Raw genomic sequence first — 24,705 nt, 5'->3', positions numbered from 1 at the left:
GGACAGACGGGCGCGGAGGACAGACCTCCATCGTCCGAGCATAGCCGGGCCGCCTGCGCGGGGGTCCGAGAAAAAGCCGGGCAGGGCGTCAGAAGCCGCGGGGTGTCGGGCTGGCGCGGCGCGCAAACACGCCGATCGCCTCGCTGAGCCGACTCGCGCGCGCATGCAGGTCGACGGCGCTGGAGGCGGCCTGCTCGACCAGCAGGGCGTTCTGCTGGGTCATCTCGTCCAGCTCGGACACCGCGTCGCCAACCTGCGCCACGCCCGACGACTGCTCGGAGGTTGCTTCGCTGATGTCGTTGATCAGGGCCGTGACGCTTTGCACCTGCGCCACGATGGCGGCCATGGACTGCCCGGCCGAATCGACGAGCGCGGCGCCGTCCTGCACCTTCTGCACGCTGTCGTGGATGAGCGACTTGATCTCGCGTGCGGCCTCGGCACTGCGCTTTGCCAGGCTGCGCACCTCGCTGGCCACCACGGCAAAGCCACGTCCCTGATCCCCCGCCCGGGCCGCCTCGACCGCGGCATTGAGCGCCAGGATGTTGGTCTGGAAGGCGATGCCGTCGATGACGCCGATGATGTCGGCGATCTGCCTGCTGGACGACGAGATGGTGCTCATGGTGCTGACCACCTGCCCCACCACCTCACCGCCCTGACCTGCCGCCGCACTGGCGCGCCCCGCCAGGTCGGCCGCCTGGCGGGCGGTGTCGGCGTTGGCGCGCACGTTGGCGGTGATCTGCTCCATCGAGGCCGCTGTCTCTTCCAGGTTGGCCGAGGTCTGCTCGGTGCGGGCGCTCAGGGCATCGTTGCCCGCCGCGATCTGCTCGCTGGCCTGCCCGACGCCGCGCACCTGCTCGGCCACATCGTCCACCAACGAGCGCAGGTTCAGCCCCGCCTGGTTCACCGAGCGCAGGATGGTGCCGATCTCGTCGACGCGGTCGAGCTGGATGTTCTCGCCGGGCTGACCGGCCGCCACACTGAGCGCCTGCCGCTCCAGTTGCGCCAGCGGCCGGGCGATCTGGCACGTCAGCCACCACGCGCTGAGGCCACCCAGCACCGCGACGGTCGCGCCCAGGCCGGCGAGGGCCGCGCCCTGGAGGCCGAACCCGGCCCCGGCCAGCACCGTCAGGGCGCCCGCCAGCAGCAAGGGCGCGTACAGGCGCGCCCGCACACCCAGGGTCTGCAGACAGGAAAGCCAGCGCCACGCGCCGGTGCGGATCACCAGGCCCTGATGAAACCCGAGCGAGCCGGCCGCGCCCTCACGGAACCGCTTGTAGAGGGCCTCGGCGGCGGCCACTTCCTCGCGGCGCGGCTTCGTGCGCACGGACATGTAGCCTGTCACCTGGCCGTTGCGCCGCATGGGGCTGACGTTGGCGCGCACCCAGTAGTGGTCTCCGTCCTTGCGCCGGTTCTTGACCAGCGCCGTCCACGAGCGCCCCTTCTTGAGCGTGTCCCACATGTCGGCAAACGCCTCCACCGGCATGTCCGGGTGGCGCACCACGTTGTGCGGCTGCTCCAGCAGTTCGTCGCGCTCGAACCCGCTGACCGAGAGGAAGGCGGCGTTGGCGGAGGTCACACGGCTGTCCGGGTCGGTCGTGGACAACAACGTGGCATCGCCGGGGTAGTCGTGCTCGCGCTGGGTAACGGGCTGGTTGCTTCGCATGGGGGCCTTCCTCAGATGTGCCGCCCATAAAAGGTTTCTGGTCAGACAGCGGAGTGCATGGTCCCATGATCCGCATGATCTGTATCAATACGTAACGTCGCGAGAGCGAGAAGACGTGAACATTTAATGATGCATAACGTCAAACGGTAACGATCCTCTGGCGGACGGCGTACAGCGCCAGCTCGACGTCGTTGCGGGTGCCGGTTTTCTCCAGGATGCGTGCGCGGTAGGTCGAGACCGTGTTGGACGACAGGCTCAGGGCCTGCGCGATCTGGCCAACGGACTGCCCCTGGGCCAGCAGTCGGAACACCTGGTGTTCGCGCTGCGAGAGCCCTTCGTGGCCGGGGCGGTCGCGCAGTTCGTGCAGCGAGACGGCCAGCGCCTCGGCCGCCGACGCCGTGAGGTACACCCCGCCCGCCGCTGCCTTGCGCAGCGCCGCGGTCAACTCGTCGGGGTCGACCGTCTTGTTGAGATAGCCGGCCGCGCCCGCCCGCAGGCAGCGCACGGCAAACTGCCGGTCCGGATACGTGCTCAGCATCAGCACGGCCAGCCGGGGGTGTTCGGCTTTCAGCTGGCGCAGCACGTCCAGGCCATCGCGGCCAGGCAAGGCGATGTCGAGCAGCACCACGTCCAGCCCGCCGCCGCCCGGGGTCAGCCGCGCACGCACCTGCTGCACGGCCGTGGCGGCGTCGGCCGCATCGCCCACCACGTCGATGTCGCCGGCATCGGCCAGCAGTTGGCGCAGCCCCCGGCGCACCACGAGGTGGTCGTCGACCAGCAGCACGCGAATCATGCGGTGCGCTCCTGCGGCAGGCGGCTGTGCACGCCCGCCTGGTACAGCGGCATGCTGAGGATGACCTGCGTGCCGCCACCGGGCTGGCTGTCGATGTGCAGCCAGCCGCCGAAATGCCCGGCGCGCTCGCGCATGCCCATCACGCCCCATGCATCGGGCCGCTCGAAGGCGCTGGGCGGGGCGCCTCGGCCGTTGTCCTTCACCCGCAGCGTCAGGTCGCTGGCCGTGGCGCTGATGCGCACCTGCACCTGCGTGGCGTGCGCGTGGCGGGCCACGTTGCTCAGCAGCTCCTGAAAGATCCGGAAGACGGCCGTGGCCAGCGGCCCCTCGGGCGCCTTCAGCCCCGGCGCGATGTCGATGGCCCAGTCGCAGGCCAGCTCGCTGGCTTCGATGAAGTCCTGCAGTTGCCACTCGAGCGTGGCCCACAGGCCCTGGTGGTCGAGGATGGACGGGCGCAGGTCGGTGATGAGGCGGCCCACGTTGCCCACAGCCCGGTCGATGAGGCCGCGCATGTCCTGGCATTTGCACAGCAGGGCCGGCTGCTCGCGCACGCGCTTTTCCAGCCAGCTCACGTCCATCTTCAGGCCCACCAGCAGGCTGCCGAGCTCATCATGGATCTCGCGGGCGATGCGGGTGCGTTCCTGCTCGCGCACGTGCTCGATGTGGGCCTGCAGGTCACGCAGTTGCCCGAGGGCAAGGCTCAGGGCCTGGGTGCGCTCGGCCACCCGGGCCTCCAGCGCATCGTGCGCCTGCTGCAGCGCCGTCTGCTGGTCGCGTCGCTCGGTGATGTCGACAAAGGTGACCACCGCCCCGAGCACGCGGGTGCCATCGAGGATCGGGTAGGAGGAGTACTCGGCGGCAAAGGGCTGCCCGTCACGGCGCCACAGCACCTCGCTGTCGATGCGGCACGGCACCCCGGCGCGGAAGGCGTTGTAGATGGGGCACTCGTCGACCGGGTAGGCGCGGCCGTCGGTGTGCGTGTGGTGCGCCAGGTCGTGCATGTTGCGGCCCAGCACCTCGTGCGGCTCGTAGCCCAGCAGGCGGGCGCCGGCGCGGTTGATGAAGGTGCACAGGCCCTCGGTGTCGATGCCGTAGACCCCCTCACCGGTCGATTCGAGCAGCAGCCCCAAGCGGTCGCGCCATGCCGCAGCCGCGCGCGAAGCGTGGGCCTCCGCACCGGGAGGCACCGACCGGGGAGGCGATGGCGTGTCCATGGGCAAGGGCGTCGCAAGGCCCATGCCACCGACGGATCACGTCAGACGGCGAAGGCCTGTCGCAATGCAGCGGCCAGTTCGGCGTGCGCCTGCCCGGCTTCCGGGATGAAGCGCCCCATGTTGATGAAGTCGTGCAGCACGCCGGGCCATTCGCGCACCTGAACGGGGACACCCGAGGCGCGCAGGCGCTCGCCATACAGGCGGCCCTCGTCGGCCAGCGGGTCGCATTCGGCCAGGCCGATCCAGGCGGGCGCCACCCCCACATGGCTGGGCGCATGCAGCGGCTCGCGGTGCCAGGCCTGATCCGGCGGCAGCGGCGCCACCGACTGGGCCTGGAACCAGGCCATCAGCTCGGCCGACAGCGGCGTGTCGCGCGACCAGGTCTTGAAGGAGTCGGTGGCCTGCCGCATCTGCACCGAAGGGTAGAACAGGGCCTGCAGGCGCAGCGGGATGCCGGCATCCCGGGCAAGCAGCGCGCACGACGCGGCCAGGCATCCGCCCGCGCTGTCACCGCCCACGGCCAGACGGCGCGTGTCCAGCCCCAGGGTGTAGCCCTGGTCGGCCAGCCAGCGCAGCGCCGCCCAGCTGTCGTCCAGGGCAGCCGGAAAGCGGTACTCCGGCGACAGGCGGTAATCGATGGCGACGACGGCCACATCGGCCTGCTCGGCCAGGCGACGGCACATGGCCTCACAGGTGTCGATGCCGCCGATGACAAAGCCCCCACCGTGCAGGTACAGCAGCACCGGCAGGCCGGGCTCGGTGCGCGGTGCCCACAACGCGGCCGGGATGGCCCCCGCCGGCCCCGGGATGCTGAAGCGCTCGGTACGGGCCAGCGCCGGGCCGGGCTCGGCCATGGCGCCCACGCCGGCGGCATAGGCCTGCCGGGCGGCGGCAACAGGCAGCGTGTGCAGCGGCGGAAAGCCCGCACGCAGGATGTTGTCCAGCAGGGCGCGGGTCAGGGGGCTGAAGCGGTCGGTGGCAGACATGGGTGGCACGTGAGGGGGAGGGGCCGGTCAGGGGGCGGTGATGCGGATCTCGAGCACGCCGCTGTCCTGCCGTTCGAGGGTGCGGGTCGACAGCGTACCAGCCTGATCGGTCTCGGTGCGCTGGCCGCTGCGCGCCACCACCAGCCACTGCCCCAGCGGCACCAGCAGGGTCGACGCCACCTCGGCGCGCCGGCTGGTGCCGTCTGGCTCGTAGGCCGTGCCGCGCTGCGCCGACGTCGCCTGGAACTCCACCCGCACCGGAGCCTGACCACCGGGCCAGCTGGGCCGCACCACCAGGCCCTGGCCCAGATCGAGAAAGACGGTCTGCCCCCAGGCCTGAGCCTGCGGCTGTGCGGTGGGCGAGGTCGGCTGGCCCACCGGCGTGCCCCAGCCCCACTGCCAGACGGTGAAGGGGCGACTTTCGCCGACGAACAGGCGCGCCTGCCCGCCATTGAGCACCAGCATCTGCTGCTGCCCCTGGCCGCTGGACTGGGTCTGCACGCTGCCTGCGCCAAAGGTGACGGTGGTTTCGGTGCGACGGGTGGTGCTGACGGTGTAGCCGCCGCCTGGGGTGGGGACGTTGCGCGTGGTGGTGGTGACGCCCGCCCCGGCGCCCGCGCGGGCGTCCTCTGACTGGCCGCTCGTGCGCCATTCCACCAGCAGGTTGCGCTGCGGCAGGCTTTCGGCACGTGCGGGCGCCCCGGTGAGGGCAACCAGCAGGGTCAGGGCAACAGGCAGGATGGCAAGCGGCAGCGGCATGGCACAGGCGGACAAAGGGCGCGCGGGGCGCGGAACTGGGGCGGGCAAGCCCTGTTTCTTGCGCCTTCTGAAAAAAGAAGCGGCGCAATGCTCAAGACCCGGCCCCAGACGGTCGATAACGGTCAATCTGCCACAGACGGTGCGCCCACGCACCGGCGTGATCGATGCTCACTGTGACTTTCGAGATGGAGGCTTGCAAACATGCAGCTCGAAGCCCTTTTCAAACAGCCCCAGGCCCTGCCGGCCATCCCCAAGATCGTCCATGAGCTGATCGACAGCTTCAACAGCGACGATGTCTCGATCGACGAGATCGCCCGCAAGCTGACCGCCGACCCGGTGCTGTCCGCCCGCCTGCTGCGGCTGGCGAACTCGGCGTACTACCACGTGTCACGCAGCATCGGCACGGTCAACGAGGCGCTGGCCATGCTGGGCTTCGTCACGGTGCGCACGCTGGTCATCAGCTCGGGCCTGACGGGGGGCTACAAGTCCATGCCCGGCATGGACCTCAAGCGCTTCTGGCGCTACAGCCTGCACACCGCGGCCATCGGTGGCTGGCTGGCCCGCCGCACCGGCGTCAACAGCGACCAGGCCTTCACGGTCTGCCTGATGCACAGCATCGGTGAACTGGTGATGCACGCCGGCATGCCGGAACAGATGCTGCAGATCGACAAGCTGGCCTCGCCGATGGACCCGCGCCGCATGGACATGGAGCACACCTCGTTCGGCTACACCTATGCCGACGTGGGCGCCGAGCTGGCCCGTCAGTGGCGCTTCCCGCTGACGTTTGCCGACGCGATCAAGCACTTCCCCGATCCGCTGGCCCATGATCCGTTCGACCCCGTGGCCGCGCTGCTGCACGTGGCCGCCTGGCGTGCCCGTGCCGAGCACAACGAGCTGAGCGCCGAAGAACTGGCTGCCACCGTGCCGGCCGCGGTGCTGAGCCGACTGGGGCTGACCGCAGACAACCTGCTCAGCGAGATGCCGCCCGTGGCCGAGCTGGCCGAAGGCCTCGACTGCCTGATCAGCTGACGCTCAGATCGCCAGCGGATCAACGTCCACCGCCCAGCGCATCAAACCGCTGCGGCGGTGTTGCTGCGCCTGGGCCAGCCACACCGGGTGGGCCGCGGCCAGAAAGCGCTGCAAGGCCAGCCGCTGCGGCGACTCGATCATCATCTGTGCCCGCTCCACGTTCGCCACCCGCTGCACCGGCGTGGGCACGGGCGGATACAGGCGGACGGCCTCGCCCGCATGGGGCTGCGCCAGCCGGGCAGCCTCCAGCAGAAAGGCCTGCGCGGCTTCCTGCGTGCGCCCCTCGGCGCGCAGCATGGCCAGGCTCGCGTACGGCGGCAGGCCGGCCATCTCGCGCTCCTTGAGCTGCTGGCGCGCGAAGTCGGCGTAGTCATAGCGCCGCAGCGCCTGGTAGAGCGGGTGCATCGGGTGCCAGGTCTGCACCCACATCTCGCTGTGGCCGGCCACGCCGGCATCGCGCCCGGCCCGACCGGCGGCCTGCAGCAGCAGCGCGAACTGGCGCTCGGCCGCTCGGAAATCGCTGGCAAACAGCGCCGCGTCGGGGTTGACGGCCGCCACCAGCGTGATGCGCCGGAAGTCGTGCCCCTTGGCCACCATCTGGGTGCCCACCAGCACGTCCACCTCGCCCGCGTGCACGCTGGCCAGCTGCGCCTCCAGCGCGCCCTTGTGCTTGGTCACATCGGCGTCGATGCGGCCCAGGCGGGCGCCGGGCAGCGCCTCGGCCAGCTGCTCCTCCAGGCGCTCGGTGCCGCGGCCCACGGGCGCGATGTCCTGGTTGCCGCAGTCAGGGCAGGCGCGGGGCACGCGTTCGGTGAAGCCACAGTGATGGCAGCGCAGCGTGCGGTCGACCTTGTGGAACACCCGCCAGGCGCTGCAGTGCGGGCAGCCGCTCTTCCAGCCGCAGTCGCCGCACTGCAGCACCGGTGCATAGCCGCGGCGGTTGAGCAGCACCAGACTCTGCTCTCCGCGCTCGACGCGCTCGGTGATGGCCGCCAGCAGCTCACGCGCCAGCGGCGGCGCAGTGTCACCCCTCGCCGGCTTGGGCGCGCGCGACAGGTCGAGCACGCGCACGGTGGGCATGTTGCCGTCGCCCACGCGGGCCGGCATGGCCAGCCGGCGGTAGCGGCCGGTGCCCCCCTCGCTCGGCGGCAGCGCGTTGAACCAGCTCTCCAGGCTGGGCGTGGCCGAACCCAGGATCACCGGCACCTTGTGCAGGTGCCCGCGGTAGACCGCCAGGTCGCGCGCCGAGTAGCGGGCCCCGTCCTGCTGCTTGTAGCTCGGGTCGTGCTCTTCGTCGACCACGATGAGGCCCAGCCGCGGCAGGGGCGTGAACACGGCCAGCCGTGTGCCCAGCACCAGGTCGGCATGGCCATAGTGGGCCATCAGCCAGTTGCGCAGCCGCTGGGCTGGGGTCAGGCCACTGTGCAGCGACACGATGCGCCGGTCGGCAAAGCGCGCCGCCACGCGCGCCTCCAGCTGCGGCGTGAGGTTGATCTCGGGCACCATCATCAGCACCTGCTGCCCGGCCTCCAGCGCGCGCTCGGCCTGGCGGAGGTAGACCTCGGTCTTGCCGCTGCCCGTGCTGCCCCACAGCAGGAAGGGCTTGGGGGACCCCGGCTCGGCCAGCGCGGCCAGCGCGTCGGCCTGCTGCGGCGTGAGCGGCGGGCGCTCGGCCGTGGCCACGCGGTCATCGTGGCTAGCCACCGCCTTGTGCAGGCGCTTTTCACGGCGGCCCCACTGCGTGGCGTCCAACTGCCGCAGTTCGGGTGGCAGCACCATCAGCGCCATCTCACCCAGGGCGCGTTGGTAATACCCGGCCGCAAAGCCGACCAGCTGGCGCCAGTCGGCCGGCAGCGGCGGCAGGCCATCCAGCACCTCGGCCACGGGCTTGAGTTGCTCGTCGGGCAGGGCGTCGGGGCCGGCTGCGGGGGTATCCCACACGACACCGAGCACCGTGCGCCGGCCCAGGGGCACCCGCACCAGGGTGCCCGCGGGCAAGGCGGTGGGGGCCAGGTAGTCGAGGGGGCTGGTCAGGCCGCTGTGTTGAGGGGTCTCGACCACGACCGGCACCCGACAGCCGCGCTGGGAGGCATCAGCTGCTTCATCGGGCAGCGTGGTGGGTCTCGCGTTCTCTGACAAGGGCATGAACAAGAACAGGCAAGTGCTTGATCCATAAGGACCAGGCCCTTATCCCCGCAGGCTGTGGATAACTTTGTGGGAAAGGCTTGTAAATGCGCGCTAAATGCTTGTCGCACCGAGGCAAGTCGCAGATTGCCACATCCCGCAGCACACGCAGCTGCCTGAATAAAATCAAGCACTTAGCGAAGCCACCCCGGCATGATACCCGGGCGGGCTCTCAAAGGCGGCGCCCGGCGCTCGCTCCGCTCGCGATGGGGATAACTGAGTCACTCGTTTACGCAAACAAGGGTTTTCCCGAGTTGCCCAACAGACCACCGGGGTTGCGGTGGGAACGTGATTTTCGCCACATAACTTCGGGTATCCGGACATCGCCGACGCCAGTTGCTCGCATCAATGAATGTGGTACCCGCACAGGGGCTTGCAAGTGCTTGATTCTTCGACTGTCAGCTTCCCGACCAAGCTGTGGATAACTTTGTGGGGAAAAGTCGGACAGGCGTTCGGGATGACGGTCAACCCAGGGTTTCCACCAATCCACACACAGAGGCCCGATCTCCGGAAAACTGCTTTTTAATCAACGACTTACGACGTCGAGCCAGGGGATTTCAGACAATGTATCGCCCCGAAGGTGGGGCATACCCCGCTCGACCGAATGTGGGGATAACTGGCTGACACGGCTCAAGAAAACGCGGGCTCCACAGCCGCGGTCGACTTGTTTTGTGCTAGCGTGAACCGGCCAGAGCCCGTCTTCCCTCGGCTTTGTGGCCACAGGAAGCCAAACAATCGTTTGAAAGCGGTATGCTACTGGTTGCACACCGGCACGTGGCTTCGACACGCTGCGCCGTGCGCACCTGTCAACCCATCTCTTGAGAGACACAAGCATGAGCTTCTCGATCGAAACCAAACTCGGCGACCTGCTGGACAACGAGGCCGCCAAGGCCGTCCTGGAAAAGCACCTGCCCGGCATCTCGAACCACCCGCAGATCGGCATGGGCAAGGGCTTCGCCCTGTCGATGGTCGCGAAGTTCTCCGGTGGCCTGATCGCCGAAGAAGCCCTGGCCAAGATCGACGAAGAGCTGAAGGCCCTGGGCTGATCCGCCCTCGGGCGGCGGCGGCACCGACGGGTGTCTGCCCCGCGCCCTGACAGGCCCCCGCACGCCATCCGGCGCCGGGGGCTTTTTTCATGGCTGCCGGTTCACAGTCGCCCGATGCAGCGCGGGGAGCCACACCGGCACACCAGCCGGCCGCCGTGGTGCGTGGCACCGTAGCGCGCCGTCAGTTCCTCGCCGGCGGCGATGTCGCGCAGTGCGTAGAACGCGACCCGGCCCTGCTGCACCTTCAGCACCATGTTGGGCTCACAGGCGTGGTTGGCATAGCGCAGCGGGTCGGTCGAAGCGGTGGCATCCACCGCCCGGCGGTCTGAGACCGCGACCATGAAGATGCGCCCAGTCTCCCGCTCGGCGCGGCGCGCCCGGGCCCGCGCTTCGGCCATGTCGACGAATTCACCGCGGATCTCGCCGATCTTGGCGCGCGCCGGGATGGCGGCGCCCGCGAAGGCGCCCTGTCCGTCGATGGCGCTCGGGCCGATCGTCACCGGGTGCTTCTGCGGGTCGGCCGGTACGCCGCGTGGTGCCGGCGAAGAGGCTGGGGCAGTCACCTCGGGCGGGGCGGGCGGAATCAGGGGACGCAGGGAGGGCATGCCGCCATTGTCGGCGATCGGCCCGGGCGGCGGTTCAGCCCAGGCTGCCCGCCGGGTCGTCCCATTCCAGCACCTGCCAGGCTTCCGGCTCGGCGGTGCCCCCCGGCTCGGCCGGCAGCGTGACGCTGGCCAGGCGGTCGTCCAGCCGATGCACGGCACAGGGCAGCGCCTGGTTCTCGAACACCGGCAGCGTCGAACACTGGACCTGCCACGCGGCCCCGTCGAAGGTCCCGAAGCTGATCTCGAAATCCAGCCAGTCGCGCGCTCGCTCGGGCTGGTGCAGCAAGGCCTCCACCAGCGTCATGCCGGGCGGCATGCCCCGCGGCCAAGCGGCCTGGCGAGGGCGCACCCGGGCCAGGTAGCGGCCCGCCAGCAGCAGCCGACGGCCGTCGTCCTGCCCGGACGCGTCCAGCCCCGCCAGTGCGACAAAGCGCCCCCCCGAATCGGGCAGGCGCTCCCACACTTCGTTGTAATCGGCGTGGATGCCCACCTCCACCAGGCGGTCAGGGCGCTCGAACAGCAACCAGCCGGAATCGGGATGCAGGCTGGGCGGCTGGAAGTCATGCGCACGCAGCCAGGTGCAGACCTCGCCCGTGGGCTGGGTCTCGACCTGCGTCACGCCGACAAAGCCCTGCTGCTCGGCCAGCAGCGCCAGCTGGGACGGAGCCTGCTCGGCCAGGGGCAGCGCCACGCGACCGTGGAAGGCGCGCTGCGGCACGCGCAGGTCGGCGTGCCAGCGGCTCGTCTGCAGCCAGCGCACCCAGGTGGTGGTGTCGCTGGGCGGCGCACCGACGTGTTCGGCCAGCGTCTCGGTCTGCAGCAGCGTGCGCACCCACACGCCCCGCAGGTCCGCGGGCACGGGTCGGGCCTCGGCGCCTGGCATCCGGGCCGCGCGGCTCATCGCGCGGGCTCCGCGCGCGTGCGCATGGAAGCGGTCCGTGACCAGCCTGCCTGTCTCATCCGTGCTCATCCCTGGCTGCGGTTGGGGGTGTCGTCGGGCCGGTCAGCGGGGCATGCGTTGTGCCCGGTCTGTCCGTTTCGCCCTGGGGCGACTGTACACACACTTGCCCCCGCGGCCCACCCCGTGTCGGGCGGCCGCCCGCCGCCGGGGGGCTCTGCGATCAGGCCGGCAGCAAGCCGTCGGCCTGCAGGAGGCTTTCCAGCGCCTGTTCGCGGATGCCGTAGAACGCCTTGATCTCGCGGATCTGGGCGCACACCTCGTCGTTGGGCCGGGGCTGCGCGCGCTTGACCGCCAGAATCATCTTGTTCTTGTTGGTGTGTTCCAGCGAGATGAACTCGAACACCTGCGTGTCGTAGCCCGCCGCATCCAGCAGCAGCGCGCGCAGGCCGTCGGTCAGCATCTCGGCCTCCTGCCCCAGGTGGATGCCGTGCTGCAGGATGGGCCGCAGCGGGTGCGGGCTCAACAGCTGCGGGCGGATCTGCTTGTGGCAGCACGGCGAGCACAGGATGACCTCGGCGCCCGCGCGGATGCCCAGGTGGATGGCGTAGTCGGTGGCAATGTCGCAGGCGTGCAGCGCGATGACGACGTCGAGGTCGCTCGGGTGGTAGTCGCGCACGTCGCCCTGTTCGTAGGCCATGCCCTGCAGGCCCAGGCGCTGGATCACGCCCTGGCACAGCTTGACCAGATCGGGCCGCAGTTCGACCCCGGTGACGCGTGCCTGGCGCCCCAGCGTGTTCGTCAGCCAGTCGTGCACGGCAAACGTGAGGTAGCCCTTGCCCGAGCCGAAATCGGCCACGTGCACCGCCGGCTTGTCGGCCAGGCGCGAGCGGCCCAGCGCCGCGCTGAACACCTCGATGAACTTGTTGATCTGCTTCCACTTGCGCGACATGGCCGGGATCAGGTGGCCCTGTGCGTCGGTGACGCCCAGCTCGCGCAGGAAGGGGCGCGAGACTTCGAGGTGGCGGTGCTTGTCGCGGTTGTGGGCGGCCTGCCCGGCTTGCGCTGCCTGCGCCTCGCCCTCACCCGCCGCTGCGGCATCGCCGGGCGCCGCCTTGCCGACGCGTACGCTGGCCTTGCCCTTCTTGCTGAAGGCCAGCTGCACCTCTTCCGTCGGCGTGTGCATGTGCGCATTGCGGAAGGCGCCGGCCTGCAACCAGCTCAGGATCGCGTCCACGCCCGCCGAGGCCGGCAGGTTTCTGGTGATGTCCTTGGTGGGATACCGCCAGACAAAGCTGAGATGGGGTTCGTCACGCAGCGCCACGGCGCGCACGATGACGCGCTGCAGAGGCTGCCCGGCCACATCGGCCTCGCTGACGCCGCCCTGGTAACCCACCAGCACCAGCCGCAGCAGCCGGCCGGACGCCATCGCCTCACGCAGCAGGATCGTGAAGCGAGTCAGGTGCGGGGCGTTGAAGGCGGCGAGGTCGGTGTCGGTCATGGCAGGCGGCAAGGTCAGCGCGCGATTGTGCCTGCTTGCACCCCTGCGCGCGAGTCCGGTGGCACCGGTGCCGTGCCCCTGGCCCAGGCCGCAATCAGCCCTGCCGGCAGCACGCCAGCCACGCCCGCGCCGCGTGGCTCATGTAGCGCCCGCGCGCCCACAGATGGGCCACAGCCCACACCATCTCGCGCGCGGGCAGGCGCCGCACGACCAACTCGGGCGCCAGCTGCAGCCGCTCCAGCACCGGCTGCGGCAGGATGGCAGTGCCCATGCCGGCCTGCGCCATGGACAGCAGGAAATCCCACTGGCCGCTTTCGGCCACCACCTGCGGCTGCACGGCGGCCAGGCGCCAGGCATCGTGCAGGTGGCGGTGCAGTGTGAAGCCCTCGCCCGGCATCACCACCGGCTGGCCGTCGAGGCTGGCCAGGCCCGGGCGCTTCAGGCGCGTCCAGGCCATGTCGGCCGTTCCCACCAGGCACACGGGGTAGCGGCCCAGCAGCGCCGTCTGCAGATGGGCCAGTTCGGGCGCCAGCGGCAAGGTGCCCACGCCGACTTCCAGCTCGCCGGCCGCGATCATCTGGCCGATGACGTCGCCGCCCGCCTCCTTCATCTGCAGCGCGATGCCGGGGTGCGCGGCCCGAAAGCGCTGAATCAGCGGCGAGAAGAACACGTTGACCATGGGCGGGATGCCGACCACCAGCGTGCCGCGGCTGAGCGCCGCAAGGTCGTCCAGCTCACGGTGCAGGCCCTGCACCACGGCCAGTGCCTCCTGGCCCCGCGCGAACACCACCTCGCCCACATCGGTCAGCCGCACCCCACCGGGCACCCGCTGCAGCAGCGGCTGGCCCACCTCGTCTTCCAGCTGGCGCACCATCTTGCTGACCGTCGACTGCGTGACGTGCAGCGCCTCGGCCGCCTGGGTGAAGCTGTTGCGGCGCACGGTCTCGACGAAGTAGCGCAGCGCGCGCAGATCCATGGATGTCATTCCTTTTTCGACTGGGTCGCATGAATATTAGTCGCTTTACGCATGGCATGCGCTTTCCGATACTGAGGCGACCTCGGCATGCCTGGTTCGCGGCCCGGCCCCCGGGGCACCGACGAACAGGAGACCCCCCATGCACCCCGATCGCATCCGCCTGCCCCGGCTGAGGGACAAAGTGATGTCCGCCGAGGAAGCCGCCACCCTCATCCACGACGGCATGACCGTCGGCATGAGCGGCTTCACCCGTGCGGGCGACTGCAAGGCCGTGCCCTTTGCACTGGCCGAGCGCGCGAAGACGCACCCCTTGCAGATCACGCTGATGACCGGCGCCTCTCTGGGCCATGACGCCGACAAGGTGCTGAGCGACGCGGGCGTGACAGCCCGCCGCATGCCTTTCCAGGTGGACGCCAGCCTGCGCAAGCGCATCAATGCCGGCGAGGTGATGTTCATGGATCAGCACCTCTCGGAAACGGTGGAAATGCTGCGCAACCGCCAGCTCAAGCCGGTGGACGTGGCAGTGATCGAGGCCACCTGCATCACGGCCGACGGCGGCATCGTGCCGACCACCTCGGTGGGCAACTCGGCGAGCTTTGCCATCCTGGCGCAGAAGGTGATCGTCGAGATCAACCTGAGCATGCCGCTCGAACTGGAAGGGCTGCACGACATCTACATCCCAACCTACCGTCCCACCCGCCAGCCGATCCCGCTGGTGTCGGTCGACCAGCGCATCGGCACGCCGGCCATTCCGATCGATCCGGAAAAGATCGCCGCCATCGTCTTCACCAACCGGCCGGACAGCCCCTCGACCGTGCTGCCGCCGGACCTGGAAACGGCCGCCATTGCCGACCACCTCAACGACTTCCTGATGCGCGAGGTCAAGGCCAACCGCCTGAGCCCGTCGTTGCAGCCGCTGCAGGCCGGCATCGGCACCATCGCCAACGCGGTGCTGCACGGGCTGCTCGACTCGCCCTTCCAGGACCTGCGCATGTACTCGGAGGTGCTGCAGGACAGCAGCATCGACCTGCTCGACAGCGGCCGCATGACGTTTGCCTCGGCCTCGTCCATGACGCTGTCGGCCGGCTGCTACGACCGCGTGATGGCCAACCTGGCGCGCTACAAGTCGCGCCTGGTGCTGCGGCCTCAGGAGATCAGCAACCACCCCGAGGTGGTGCGCCGGCTGGGCCTGATCACCATCAACACGGCGCTGGAGTGCGACCTCTACGGCAACGTCAACTCCACGCACGTGAACGGCACGCACATGATGAACGGCATCGGCGGCTCGGGCGACTTCGCGCGCAACGCCCACATGTCGATCTTCGTGACCAAGTCGCTGGCCAAGGGCGGTGACATCTCGAGCATCGTGCCCATGGTCACGCACGTAGACCACACCGAGCACGATGTGGACGTGCTGGTGACCGAGCACGGCCTGGCCGACCTGCGCGGCCTGGCACCGCGCGAGCGCGCGCGTGTGGTCATCGACCAGTGCGTGAGCCCCCTGTACCGCGACGCGCTGAAGGACTATTTCAAGGAAGCCTGCCGCCGCGGGGGCCACACGCCGCATGTGCTGGAAGAGGCCTTTGCCTGGCACACGCGCTTCCGCGAAACGGGCTCGATGCTCAGCCGCGACATGATGCTGGCGGACTGAACGACAGCCGCCGCCCGGCCTGCCTCAGGTCGGGCGCGACAGGGCCTGCAGGCCCGCCGGGTCGAGGATGTCGACCCGGCCGTAGCCCTTGGCGATGAAGCCCTGATCGGCCAGCAGGCCGAGCACCTCGTTGACCGTCTGCCGCGTGAGGCCCAGCGTGGCGGCGAACTCCTCCTGGTTGAGCGCCACGGTGCGCAGCGAGGCCTGGGCGGTCAGCATGCCGTGCCCGGTCGACAGCTGCAGCAGCCGCTTGGCCACCCGGGCCTGGGTGCCCAGCAGGGCGGCGTCTTCCAGTTCCTCGAACGCAGCGCGCAGCTTGTGCACGGCCAGCGCGGCAAAGTTCTGCCAGTGCTGCGGCTCCCGGGTCAGCAGATTGACCAGATCCGGCAGCGGCACCCAGAGCAGCTCGGTGGCCTCGCGCGCCTCGGTGTCGTGGGTGCGCGGGCCGCCGTCGATCAGCGCCAGCTCGCCGAACCAGTGCGGCGCCGGCACGACGGCCACCAGGTTCTGCCGACCCGAGCGCGTGACCGAGCCGACATGCACCGAACCCCGCAGCACGGCATACAGACCGCAGTTCGGCTGACCCCGGCGAAACAGCACCTCGCCAGCCCGCAGACGGCGCAGCCGACCCGCATCGAGCAGGGTCTGCTTCAGCGCTTCGGGCAAGCCTGCGAACCATGCGTGGCGCTCGAGCAGCGGGCGATGGGCGCGGGCATCAAAGGCGTTGTCTTGGGACATGCTACTGCTTGGTACTGGTGCGTTCCACTATGCCATGAACGGGGGTTCGATACGACAGCCGCCTGCCAAGGCCCGGACAAACCCGAGGAATTGGACGCAGAAAACGTCGGCTCACTGACAGACGATGATGGGTGCGGGCGCGGAGCATGGCGGCATGAAAACCCTCACCGACCAGCTCGCCCAGTACGCCGACTACCACCGGGACCGCCGCAACATCGCGACGCACCTGGTCGGCATCCCGATGATTGTGCTTGCCGTCGCCATCCTGGCGTCGCGGCCAGTGTGGACCCACCTCGATCAGGTGGGGGCCGTGTCGCCCGCCACGTTGCTGGTGGGCGCCACCGTGGCCTACTACCTGCGCCTGCACCTGGGCTACGGCCTGGTGATGGGGGCGCTGCTGGCCGGCGCCCACGTGGTCGGGCAGGCTGTGGCCGCGCAGGCAACCGGCATCTGGCTGGGCTTGGGGCTGGCCCTGTTCGGCGTGGGCTGGGTAATCCAGTTCATCGGGCACGCCTTCGAAGGGCGCAAGCCGGCCTTTGTGGACGACCTGGTCGGCCTGGTGATCGGCCCACTGTTCGTGGTGGCCGAAGTGGGCTTTGCGCTGCACCTGGGCCGCGGGGTGAAGGCCGCGGTGGAAGCCCGCGTCGGGCCCACGCGTGTCGGGCGGCGTACGATGCAGACCTGTCCCTGACGACGCGCCCGTCTGCGGCGCACACGCTTGCCATGTCTGCCGCCGCACCTCTGTCCACGCCTGACCTGTCTGCCCCGTTTGCCGGCCTGGAACCGGCCTTGGTCTGGGCCCACTTCGCCACGCTGTGCCGCATCCCCCGCCCCTCCAAGCACGAGGCGGCACTGCGCGCGCATCTCATCGACTGGGCCACCGCGCGGGGCCTGTCCAACGAGGTGGACGCGGCGGGCAACCTGCTGATCCGCAAGCCGGCCTCGCCGGGCCACGAGGCGGCGCCGGGCGTGGTGCTGCAGGCCCATCTCGACATGGTCACGCAGAAGAACAGCGACAGCGGGCACGACTTCTTTCAGGACCCGATCGTGCCGGTGCAGCGCGATGGCTGGCTGGTGGCCGAGGGCACGACGCTGGGTGCCGACAACGGCATGGGGGTGGCGATGATGCTGGCGGTGCTGGAAGACGCCACCGCCGTGCACGGGCCGCTGGAAGCGCTGTTCACCGTGGACGAGGAAGCCGGCATGGGCGGTGCGCATGGGCTGGCGGCCGGGGCGCTGACAGGGCGGTTGATGCTCAACCTCGACACCGAGGAATGGGGCGAGTTCTACCTGGGCTGCGCAGGCGGAGTGGACGTGAACGTCAGCCGCCATGCGGCGCCCGTGCTGCGGCCGGCGCACCTCGCGGTGTTCGACCTGGCCCTGCGCGGCCTGCGCGGCGGCCACTCCGGCGTCGACATCCATGAAGAGCGCGGCAACGCCATCAAGCTGTTGGTGCGCGTGCTGCGGGACCTGTGCGCCACGCTGCCGGTGCAGCTGGTGAGCCTGCGCGGGGGCACCGCCCGCAATGCGCTGCCGCGCGAGGCGTTTGCCACGGTGGCATTGCCGCCAGACCAGGCGGATGCCCTGCACGCTGCACTGGCGCGCTGGGCCGGCCTGCTAACCGATGAACTGACGGGCATCGAGTCGGGCCTGAGCCTGACCGCCGAGCCCACACCGGCCCCGCTGCCCGGCTACGTGATGGCGCCGGCCGAGCAGGCCGTGTGGCTCGCCAGCCTGCACGCAGCCCCCCACGGCGTGCGGCGCATGAGCCGCCAGGTGCCGGGGGTGGTCGAGACCTCCAACAACCTCGGTGTGGTGGGCCTGACCCCCGAAGGCGGGCAGGCGAACTTCATGGTCCGCTCGCTGCGTGACAGCGGCAGCCTGGCGCTGGCCGAAGAGATTGCCAGCCTGTTCAACCTGAGCGGCACCACGGTGCAGATCGACGGCCACTACCCGGGCTGGACGCCGAACCCGGCCTCGCCGCTGCTGGCGCTGTGTCAGCGGGTGTATGCCGCGCGCGAGGGCGCACCCGCCCGCGTGCAGGTGATCCACGCCGGCCTGGAGTGCGGCATCCTGGCCGCCAAACACCCGGGCATGGACATCGTCTCGTTCGGGCCGACGATCCGCGGGGCACACGCCCCGGGCGAACGCGTGGACATCGCCTCGGTGGGGCAGTGTCATGCGCTGCTGCTCGCCATCCTGGCCGAGGCCGCCACGCTGCGGGGCTGACATGCCCGACCCCACGCCCGCGCAGCAGGCCGACCTGTTTGGCACCGTCGCCGAGGCAGGGCCACCGACACGGCCCGCGCGGATGGCCCTGGCTGATGGCGTGGTGCTGCTGCCCGGCCATGCCCTGATCGACCAGGCGGCCGTGCTGGCCGGGGTGGCCGACGTGGTCGCCGCCGCGCCGTGGCGCCAGATGCAGACCCCCGGCGGCCAGACCATGCAGGTGGCCATGACGAACACGGGGGCCCTCGGCTGGGTCAGTGACCGGCGCGGCTACCGCTACATCCCGCTCGACCCGCTGTGCGATGCGCCCTGGCCCCCGATGCCGGATGCGTTTCTGGCGCTGGCGCGCTCCGCCGCCGATGCCGCCGGGTTTCCGGGATTCGAGCCGGATGCCTGCCTGGTGAATCGCTATGTGCCGGGCACGCGCCTGTCGCTTCACCAGGACCGCAATGAACGCGATTTCAGCGCGCCCATCGTGTCGGTCTCACTCGGCGTGCCGGCCACCTTCCTGCTGGGCGGACTGGCGCGGGCGGGTGGCACGCAACCCATCCCGCTGTGGCACGGCGATGTGCTGGTGTGGGGCGGCCCCGCGCGGCTGCGCTTTCACGGTGTGCGCCCGATCAAGGCAGCGCACCACCCGGCTTTCGGGCCCGACCGGATCAACCTCACGTTCCGGCGCGCGGGGTGAGCAGCCAGGCGTGCAGCGTCAGCGCGCCGGCGCGTCGATGCCGCCGTCCAGGCGGATCTGCACGGCGCCGCTGCGCGCCAGTTGCGTCACCACGTCGCGGGCCACCGCAGCCACCTCGCGGCCAGCATACAGCGCGGCCAGGGCAGGCTGCCGATCAAAGGCGGCCTGCACGATCGCTTCGACGGCCGGCTGGCTCAGCGACTGAGCCTCCATCAGCTTGAACGACACCAGCACCTTCAGTGCGTACTCCCCGTGCTTCACGGGCTCGTTGCGCAACCACTGCAAGCGCGCCCGCGCCGCTTCGAGCGCTGGCTGCACTGCCGTAAACGGCGCACCATGGCCTGGGATCACGACACGCGGCGCCAGGTCGGCGATCAGCGCCAGCGTGGCCGCCTGGGCCTCGAAGCCCGCCTCGCCCACCAGCTCGGGAAAGATCACGCCGAAGCCCTTTTCCCACAGCGCATCGGCCGATACCAGGATGCCCTGACGCGCGCACCACAGCATCACCATGGCCTCGTCGTGGCCCTGGGCGGGCAGCACGGTCCAATCCTCGCCGCCCAGGTGCAGCGTCTGGTGCGGGTGCACCAGCGCATCGAACCGGAAGCGCGGGCATTGCTGGCTGGTGGGGCGGTAACTCAGACGGTCTTCGTCCCACGCGGCGGCCGCCTCGCTCTCGCCAGGCGGAATCCACGTCACGCAGTCGTGTCGGGCCTGCAGCGCCGCGTTGCCGCCGGCGTGGTCGGAATGCAGGTGGGTGTTGACGATGCGCTTGAGCCGCCGGCCGGCCAGGGCCTCGTCGATCAAGCGCAGCGTGTCCTCCACTTCCGTCACGTAGCCGGTGTCGACGACGGTGGCGCCGTCGTCGTCGAACAGCAGGATCTGGTTGGAGGACAGCCAGCCGCGTTCGAGCACGCGGAGGGAGGAGGGCAGGGGCACGGCGTTCGAGGGCATGGGGCGATGATGCGACCTCGCCCCCCGACCGCGGGCTGGGGAATGCCGTGGTTGACAGCGCAGGAGGGCCGAACAAAAAAAAGGCCTGCTCCCTTGCGGAAACAGGCCTCTCAAGGAACCAACCGGTTCAAGCTGTCATCGTTCAACCCTGGCGGATCAGGTGGTCGAAGGCGCTCAACGCCGCGGTGGCACCGGCCCCGGCCGCGATCACGATCTGCTTGTACGGCACCGTGGTGCAGTCGCCGGCCGCGAACACGCCCGGCACGTTGGTGTGGCCCTTGGCGTCGACGATGATCTCGCCGAACTTGCTCAACTCGACCGTGCCGCGCAGGAACTCGGTGTTGGGCACCAGGCCGATCTGCACGAACACGCCTTCCAGCGGCACCGTGTGCTCTTCACCCGTGGCGCGGTCCTTGTACTTCAGGCCATTGACCTTGCCCTCTGCGCCGGTGATCTCGGTCGTCTGCGCGTTGGTGTAGATGGTCACGTTCGGCAGGCTCTTGAGCTTGTTGACCAGCACGGCGTCGGCCTTGAGCGTGTCGGCAAACTCGATCAGCGTCACGTGGGCCACGATGCCCGCCAGGTCGATGGCGGCCTCGACACCCGAGTTGCCGCCGCCGATCACGGCCGTGCGCTTGCCCTTGAACAGCGGGCCGTCACAGTGCGGGCAGTAGGCCACGCCCTTGTTCTTGTACTCGGCTTCGCCGGGCACATTCACATTCCTCCAGCGCGCACCGGTCGACAGGATCACGGTCTTCGCCTTGAGCGTGCCGCCGTTTTCCATCTTCACCTGGATCAGGCCACCGGGCTGCTCGGCCGGGATGATCTGCGCGGCCTTCTGCAGGTTCATGATGTCGACGTCGTACGCCTTGGCGTGGGCTTCCAGCGCGGCAGCCAGCTTCGGCCCGTCGGTTTCCAGCACCGAGATGTAGTTCTCGATGGCCAGCGTGTCGTTCACCTGCCCGCCAAACCGTTCGGCGGCGATGCCGGTGCGGATGCCCTTGCGGGCTGCGTACACACCCGCGGCTGCACCGGCAGGGCCACCGCCCACGATCAGCACGTCGTACGGCGCCTTGGCGTCGATCTTGGCGGCTTCCTTGGCAGCCGAGTTGGTGTCGAGCTTGGCCACGATCTCGGCCACCGACATCTTGCCCGAGGCGAACACCTGGCCGTTGAGGAAGACCATGGGCACCGCCATGATCTCGCGCTTCTCGACCTCTTCCTGGAAGGCGCCGCCTTCGATGACCGTCGTCTTGACCTTCGGGTTCAGGATGGCCATGAGCGACAGCGCCTGCACCACGTCCGGGCAGTTGTGGCAGCTCAGGGACATGTAGACCTCGAAGTTGAAGTCGCCGTCCAGGGCGCGGATGTTGTCCAGCGTCTCGGCTTCTTCCTTCGGGGGATGACCGCCCGTCCACAGCAGCGCCAGCACCAGCGAGGTGAACTCGTGGCCCAGCGGCAGGCCGGCAAAGCGCAGGCTGGTGCCGCTGCCCACGCGCTGCAGCGTGAACGAAGGCTTGCGGGCGTCCTGCCCGTCGGTCTTCAGGGTGATCTTGTCGGCGCGCAGACCTTGGATCGTCTGCAGCAGCTCGAGCATCTCGCGGGAGTTTTCACTGTCGCTCAGGGAGGCCACGATCTCGAACGGCTGTTGTACGCGCTCCAGGTAGGCGCCGAGTTGGGCTTTGAGGCTGTCGTCCAGCATGGTGGTCATCCTTTTCTGAGTGAATTCGGTGTCAAGCGACTGTGAAAACCGGCCTCCTGTACTGCGTCAAGGGTTGAGGCCAGCGAGCAGGCTGCACTGCACCACCCCGGCCGGCCTCGTGGGCCCGCAGGGTAGGCAGTGTCAGCAATGTGGGAAGGGCGCGCCTTCTCACAGGTCAAACAAGGTGTCTGACGTCAGGTCGATCAGATCTTGCCGACCAGGTCCAGCGACGGCGTCAGGGTCTTGGCGCCTTCCTTCCACTTGGCCGGGCAGACCTGGCCGGGGTTGGCAGCGGTGAACTGGGCAGCCTTCAGCTTGCGCAGGGTTTCCGACACGTCACGGGCGATTTCGTTCGAGTGAACTTCCATCGTCTTGATCTGACCTTCGGGGTTGATGATGAAGGTGCCGCGCAGCGCCAGGCCTTCTTCCGGGATGTGCACGCCGAAGGCGTTGGTCAGCTGGTGGGTCGGGTCGCCGATCAGGGGGAACTTGGCCTTGCCGACGGCTTCCGAGGTCTCGTGCCACACCTTGTGCGAGAAGTGGGTGTCGGTGGTCACGATGTAGACCTCGGCACCGGCCTTCTGGAACTCGGCGTAGTTGTTGGCGGCGTCTTCGATTTCGGTCGGGCAGTTGAAGGTGAAGGCGGCCGGCATGAAGATCAGGACGGACCACTTGCCCTTCAGGCTTTCGTCGCTGACTTCGATGAATTCACCCTTGTCGCCACGGTTGACGAAAGCGGTGGTCTTGAAAGGCTGGACTTGCGTGTTGATCAGGCTCATGACTGGTTCCTTGGTTTGGGTTGTGATGAACAACGAAGTGAATCTTAGGCCAGCCCGCCCCATAAAGCGAATTGATTGAACAAATTCACTCCATTGCCAACAGCTATCAAGCAGGGCATTTCACTTGCTGTAAACCCCCAAGGCCTGCCCCGGGGGTCACCAAGCGGCGATGTCGTCGTGAGTGAGCGCCAACTTCCTCCTCAACGCACGTAAAAAGTGGTGCCGGCAACGGGGCGTTCGGCCACCGGGCTGACCGCGAAGGTGGCCACCGAGGGGCTGACGGTCTTGCCAACGGCCTTCACCGCGACAGTGATCGACGCCGTGCCGTTGGGCACGCGACACACATAGAGCCCGGTGGTGCCCGTTGTGCAGGTGACGCCCGGCGTGCTGGTGCCGATGGTGGTGGCGCCGGTGTACGCCCCGCCCGTCGCCGTGCGCAGCGCGCCAGCCACCATGGTGGCGCCGGTCACCGCAACGTCGGCATTCGCCGGCTTGCCGAGCGCCGCCACGACCGACTTGGTCTGCAGCACGGTGGCCACGACGTTTTCCGTGTCGGTGCCGCAGGCCGCGCCCGTGGCGGTGCACTGGAGCTGCGGCGACGAGAACAGCGCCACCCGCGGCGAGATGTAGGACATGACCGTGCCGAAGCTGCCGCTGACGCCCTTGCCGTAGCTGTAGGGGAACACGCCGGAGGTGCTGGAGTTGGCCTTGTCGTGCAGGGCGCCCAGGTTGTGCCCCAGTTCGTGCGGGAAGCTCAGCAGCGAACAGTAGCTGCTGGTGGTCTGGCCGTCATTGAGCGCCGAGTACATCAGCGTGGGGGCCTGCGTGCGGTAGGCCGCCAGCCCCTGCGAGCCCGAGGCGGGCACATAGGCGACGCCGCACGTGCTGGAGGCCGCCGTGGTGGTGTTGAAGGGGGCGTAGAAGCTCACCAGGGCCGCGCCCACGCTGGCCTTCAGCGTGCCGATGCCGGCGAACGCGCCGGTGCCTGCGCGCAGCGCCGAGATCACGGTCTGCGGGGTGGCGTCGGCCTGGTTCACCAGCTTCCAGCCGACCACCTTGAAGCGCACGCCCGTGCCGCTGTTGCCGTAGGCCGCGTTGGCGACCTGCACGATGTTGGACAGGCGCGTGCGCGCGGCTGCTTCGGTGCCCCACTGCCTGACGAAGCTGGGGCTGTAGGTCATCAACAGCGTCAGCGTGGTGTCCACCGTGCCGGCGGCCAGCGGCACGAAGGCCGTCGAGCCCGTGGTCGTGGTGCTGCCCGCCACCGTGGTGGTCTTTGTCGTGGTGGTGGTCTTCGTGGTGGTGCGGGTCGACTGCGCTGCCGCGAGGGTGGCACCCGCCGCGTCGGTGACCGGGATGTGGTCATCGCCCTGGGGCTGGGTCAAGCCCGCGGCCTGCGGGTCGAGCATCAGCGTGCGGCCCTGGCGGGTCACCAGCTGGTATTCGCCCTGGGGCGTGAACACGGCGGCAAACAGCGCGTCGCTGCCCACGGTCACCACGGTCGGGCTGCCACGGCCTTCCAGGCGGCTGATGGCCTGGATCTGCAGATGGCCATCGGCATCCAGGCCGCTGGCGGTCACGATGGCCACCTCGGTGCGGCCGTCGGGCAGGGGCAGCGCGATCTCGCTGCCCACGCTGGCGTCCACCAGCGCTGCCACGTTCTCATGGACCACCCGAGTGCCCTTGTCCAGACGCTCGCCCAGGCGCCAGGCCTGCCCGCTGATGCGGGCTGCCTCGCGGTCGGCCACCAGGCGCCGGTCGGCCTCCTGCCGGAAGCTCACGAGCTGCCCCTGGTGTCGCAGCGCGCCCACCAGTCGGCCATTGGGCAGCTCCTGCAGCACGACGCGGTCGCGCTCCTGGCCCGCCAGGTGGCCGTGCCAGTAGCGCAGCCCGCCGCGGCCGGCGGTGGTGTGCTCGAAGACGACGCTGTGGCGCCCCGCCATCGGAAAATCGATGCTCACCACCTCGCCCGGCTGCATGGCCATCAGCCGGGCGGGCGCGAGCGCGGCCTGGGTCTGCAGCTTCATGCCGACCGCGGGCGAAGGCGAGGCGGTTGCGAGCGCCGGAGCGCCGGTCAGGCCAAGGGCCAGCCAGGCCGCCACGGGCGTGAGGGAGAAGAAATCCGTTTTCTGCCAGCGCATGGGCGCCCTCCTGGTGTGACGGCAACCTCGTGGGGCGGCGCAGCTCGATGCGCCGTCATCGGGCGGTTGCCTTGATCGCCCCAGCATAGAACCGCCTTTCACGCGTAACGTGTGACGCCCGTCACGCAGGCATCACCTCCGTGCGCCCGCCGGCGTGAATCAACAGACAAAT

21 protein-coding genes are annotated in these 24,705 nt (G+C 69.4%); 6 read left to right on the top strand and 15 right to left on the bottom strand.

The annotated features are described in order from the left end of the window. Positions 1 to 88: 88 nt before the first annotated feature. The 5 genes from Q0Z44_RS06175 to Q0Z44_RS06155 all read right to left on the bottom strand — a co-directional run bounded on the left by Q0Z44_RS06175 (position 89) and on the right by Q0Z44_RS06155 (position 5,415). Positions 89 to 1,663, bottom strand: coding sequence for a PAS domain-containing methyl-accepting chemotaxis protein (locus tag Q0Z44_RS06175; RefSeq protein ID WP_298011264.1), 1,575 nt, complete (start codon positions 1,661 to 1,663; stop codon positions 89 to 91). Positions 1,664 to 1,802: 139 nt separating this feature from the next. Then, on the bottom strand, positions 1,803 to 2,456 hold the full coding sequence (locus Q0Z44_RS06170; RefSeq protein ID WP_298011263.1) for a response regulator transcription factor: 654 nt from the start codon (positions 2,454 to 2,456) through the stop codon (positions 1,803 to 1,805). Then, complete coding sequence (locus Q0Z44_RS06165) at positions 2,453 to 3,670, bottom strand: ATP-binding protein (protein WP_298011262.1); 1,218 nt, start codon at positions 3,668 to 3,670, stop codon at positions 2,453 to 2,455. Before Q0Z44_RS06165 ends, Q0Z44_RS06170 begins: the two co-directional genes overlap by 4 nt. A 41-nt stretch (positions 3,671 to 3,711) precedes the next feature. Beyond that, positions 3,712 to 4,656 carry an alpha/beta hydrolase gene (locus Q0Z44_RS06160; protein ID WP_298011261.1) on the bottom strand — a complete coding sequence of 315 codons (945 nt, stop codon included), beginning with the start codon at positions 4,654 to 4,656 and terminating at the stop codon, positions 3,712 to 3,714. A gap of 27 nt (positions 4,657 to 4,683) precedes the next feature. Continuing rightward, on the bottom strand, positions 4,684 to 5,415 hold the full coding sequence (locus Q0Z44_RS06155) for a hypothetical protein (protein ID WP_298011260.1): 732 nt from the start codon (positions 5,413 to 5,415) through the stop codon (positions 4,684 to 4,686). Between the two features lie 201 nt (positions 5,416 to 5,616). On the opposite strand from Q0Z44_RS06155, the gene Q0Z44_RS06150 reads away from it, so the two are divergent. Then, positions 5,617 to 6,444: an HDOD domain-containing protein gene (locus tag Q0Z44_RS06150; protein ID WP_298011259.1), complete on the top strand. Its 828-nt coding sequence runs from the start codon at positions 5,617 to 5,619 to the stop codon at positions 6,442 to 6,444. 3 nt (positions 6,445 to 6,447) lie between these two features. On the opposite strand, the gene priA is transcribed toward Q0Z44_RS06150, so the two are convergent. Further along, a complete protein-coding gene (priA, locus tag Q0Z44_RS06145) occupies positions 6,448 to 8,589 on the bottom strand; it encodes a primosomal protein N' (RefSeq protein ID WP_298011258.1) in 2,142 nt (713 codons plus the stop codon). Positions 8,590 to 9,461: 872 nt separating this feature from the next. On the opposite strand from priA, the gene Q0Z44_RS06140 reads away from it, so the two are divergent. Further along, positions 9,462 to 9,674 carry a hypothetical protein gene (locus Q0Z44_RS06140; RefSeq protein WP_298011257.1) on the top strand — a complete coding sequence of 71 codons (213 nt, stop codon included), beginning with the start codon at positions 9,462 to 9,464 and terminating at the stop codon, positions 9,672 to 9,674. 101 nt (positions 9,675 to 9,775) lie between these two features. On the opposite strand, the gene Q0Z44_RS06135 is transcribed toward Q0Z44_RS06140, so the two are convergent. From Q0Z44_RS06135 to Q0Z44_RS06120, 4 genes are all read right to left on the bottom strand, one after another. Next, positions 9,776 to 10,279: an SET domain-containing protein-lysine N-methyltransferase gene (locus tag Q0Z44_RS06135; RefSeq protein WP_298011256.1), complete on the bottom strand. Its 504-nt coding sequence runs from the start codon at positions 10,277 to 10,279 to the stop codon at positions 9,776 to 9,778. Between the two features lie 34 nt (positions 10,280 to 10,313). Next, on the bottom strand, positions 10,314 to 11,180 hold the full coding sequence (locus Q0Z44_RS06130; RefSeq protein WP_298011255.1) for a hypothetical protein: 867 nt from the start codon (positions 11,178 to 11,180) through the stop codon (positions 10,314 to 10,316). 220 nt (positions 11,181 to 11,400) lie between these two features. Further along, positions 11,401 to 12,678 carry an SAM-dependent methyltransferase gene (locus tag Q0Z44_RS06125; RefSeq protein ID WP_298011254.1) on the bottom strand — a complete coding sequence of 426 codons (1,278 nt, stop codon included), beginning with the start codon at positions 12,676 to 12,678 and terminating at the stop codon, positions 11,401 to 11,403. Positions 12,679 to 12,772: 94 nt separating this feature from the next. Continuing rightward, a complete protein-coding gene (locus Q0Z44_RS06120) occupies positions 12,773 to 13,654 on the bottom strand; it encodes a LysR family transcriptional regulator (RefSeq protein WP_298011253.1) in 882 nt (293 codons plus the stop codon). A gap of 139 nt (positions 13,655 to 13,793) precedes the next feature. On the opposite strand from Q0Z44_RS06120, the gene Q0Z44_RS06115 reads away from it, so the two are divergent. After that, positions 13,794 to 15,305, top strand: a complete 1,512-nt coding sequence (locus Q0Z44_RS06115) for an acetyl-CoA hydrolase/transferase family protein (RefSeq protein WP_298011252.1) — start codon at positions 13,794 to 13,796, stop codon at positions 15,303 to 15,305. 24 nt (positions 15,306 to 15,329) lie between these two features. Here Q0Z44_RS06115 and Q0Z44_RS06110 read toward each other — a convergent pair whose 3' ends face one another. Beyond that, positions 15,330 to 16,043, bottom strand: a complete 714-nt coding sequence (locus Q0Z44_RS06110; RefSeq protein WP_298011251.1) for a Crp/Fnr family transcriptional regulator — start codon at positions 16,041 to 16,043, stop codon at positions 15,330 to 15,332. Positions 16,044 to 16,197: 154 nt separating this feature from the next. Between Q0Z44_RS06110 and Q0Z44_RS06105 the strand changes: the two genes are divergently transcribed. Genes Q0Z44_RS06105 through alkB form a run of 3 tightly spaced genes read left to right on the top strand, consistent with a single transcriptional unit; the run spans position 16,198 to position 18,960 of the window. Beyond that, positions 16,198 to 16,734: an Mpo1-like protein gene (locus tag Q0Z44_RS06105; RefSeq protein ID WP_298011250.1), complete on the top strand. Its 537-nt coding sequence runs from the start codon at positions 16,198 to 16,200 to the stop codon at positions 16,732 to 16,734. A 32-nt stretch (positions 16,735 to 16,766) separates the two neighbouring features. Further along, positions 16,767 to 18,272, top strand: a complete 1,506-nt coding sequence (locus Q0Z44_RS06100) for an aminoacyl-histidine dipeptidase (protein WP_298011249.1) — start codon at positions 16,767 to 16,769, stop codon at positions 18,270 to 18,272. 1 nt (position 18,273) lies between these two features. Next, positions 18,274 to 18,960, top strand: a complete 687-nt coding sequence (gene alkB / locus Q0Z44_RS06095; protein ID WP_298011248.1) for a DNA oxidative demethylase AlkB — start codon at positions 18,274 to 18,276, stop codon at positions 18,958 to 18,960. Between the two features lie 18 nt (positions 18,961 to 18,978). Here alkB and Q0Z44_RS06090 read toward each other — a convergent pair whose 3' ends face one another. The 4 genes from Q0Z44_RS06090 to Q0Z44_RS06075 form a co-directional block, all read right to left on the bottom strand. Beyond that, positions 18,979 to 19,911 carry an MBL fold metallo-hydrolase gene (locus tag Q0Z44_RS06090; RefSeq protein ID WP_298011247.1) on the bottom strand — a complete coding sequence of 311 codons (933 nt, stop codon included), beginning with the start codon at positions 19,909 to 19,911 and terminating at the stop codon, positions 18,979 to 18,981. 142 nt (positions 19,912 to 20,053) lie between these two features. Further along, positions 20,054 to 21,613, bottom strand: coding sequence for an alkyl hydroperoxide reductase subunit F (gene ahpF, locus Q0Z44_RS06085; RefSeq protein WP_298011246.1), 1,560 nt, complete (start codon positions 21,611 to 21,613; stop codon positions 20,054 to 20,056). Between the two features lie 203 nt (positions 21,614 to 21,816). Further along, positions 21,817 to 22,392: an alkyl hydroperoxide reductase subunit C gene (gene ahpC / locus Q0Z44_RS06080; protein WP_298011245.1), complete on the bottom strand. Its 576-nt coding sequence runs from the start codon at positions 22,390 to 22,392 to the stop codon at positions 21,817 to 21,819. A gap of 200 nt (positions 22,393 to 22,592) precedes the next feature. Then, entirely contained in the window at positions 22,593 to 24,533 is a 1,941-nt protein-coding gene (locus Q0Z44_RS06075) for a reprolysin-like metallopeptidase (RefSeq protein WP_298011244.1), read from the bottom strand. Between the last annotated feature and the right edge of the window lie 172 nt (positions 24,534 to 24,705).

The sequence above is a fragment of the uncultured Aquabacterium sp. genome (genome assembly GCF_947366995.1).
Classification (GTDB): Bacteria; Pseudomonadota; Gammaproteobacteria; order Burkholderiales; family Burkholderiaceae_C; genus Aquabacterium.
The sequence above is the reverse complement of the archived record's forward strand: the minus strand, read 5'-3'. Positions and strand labels throughout refer to the sequence as shown.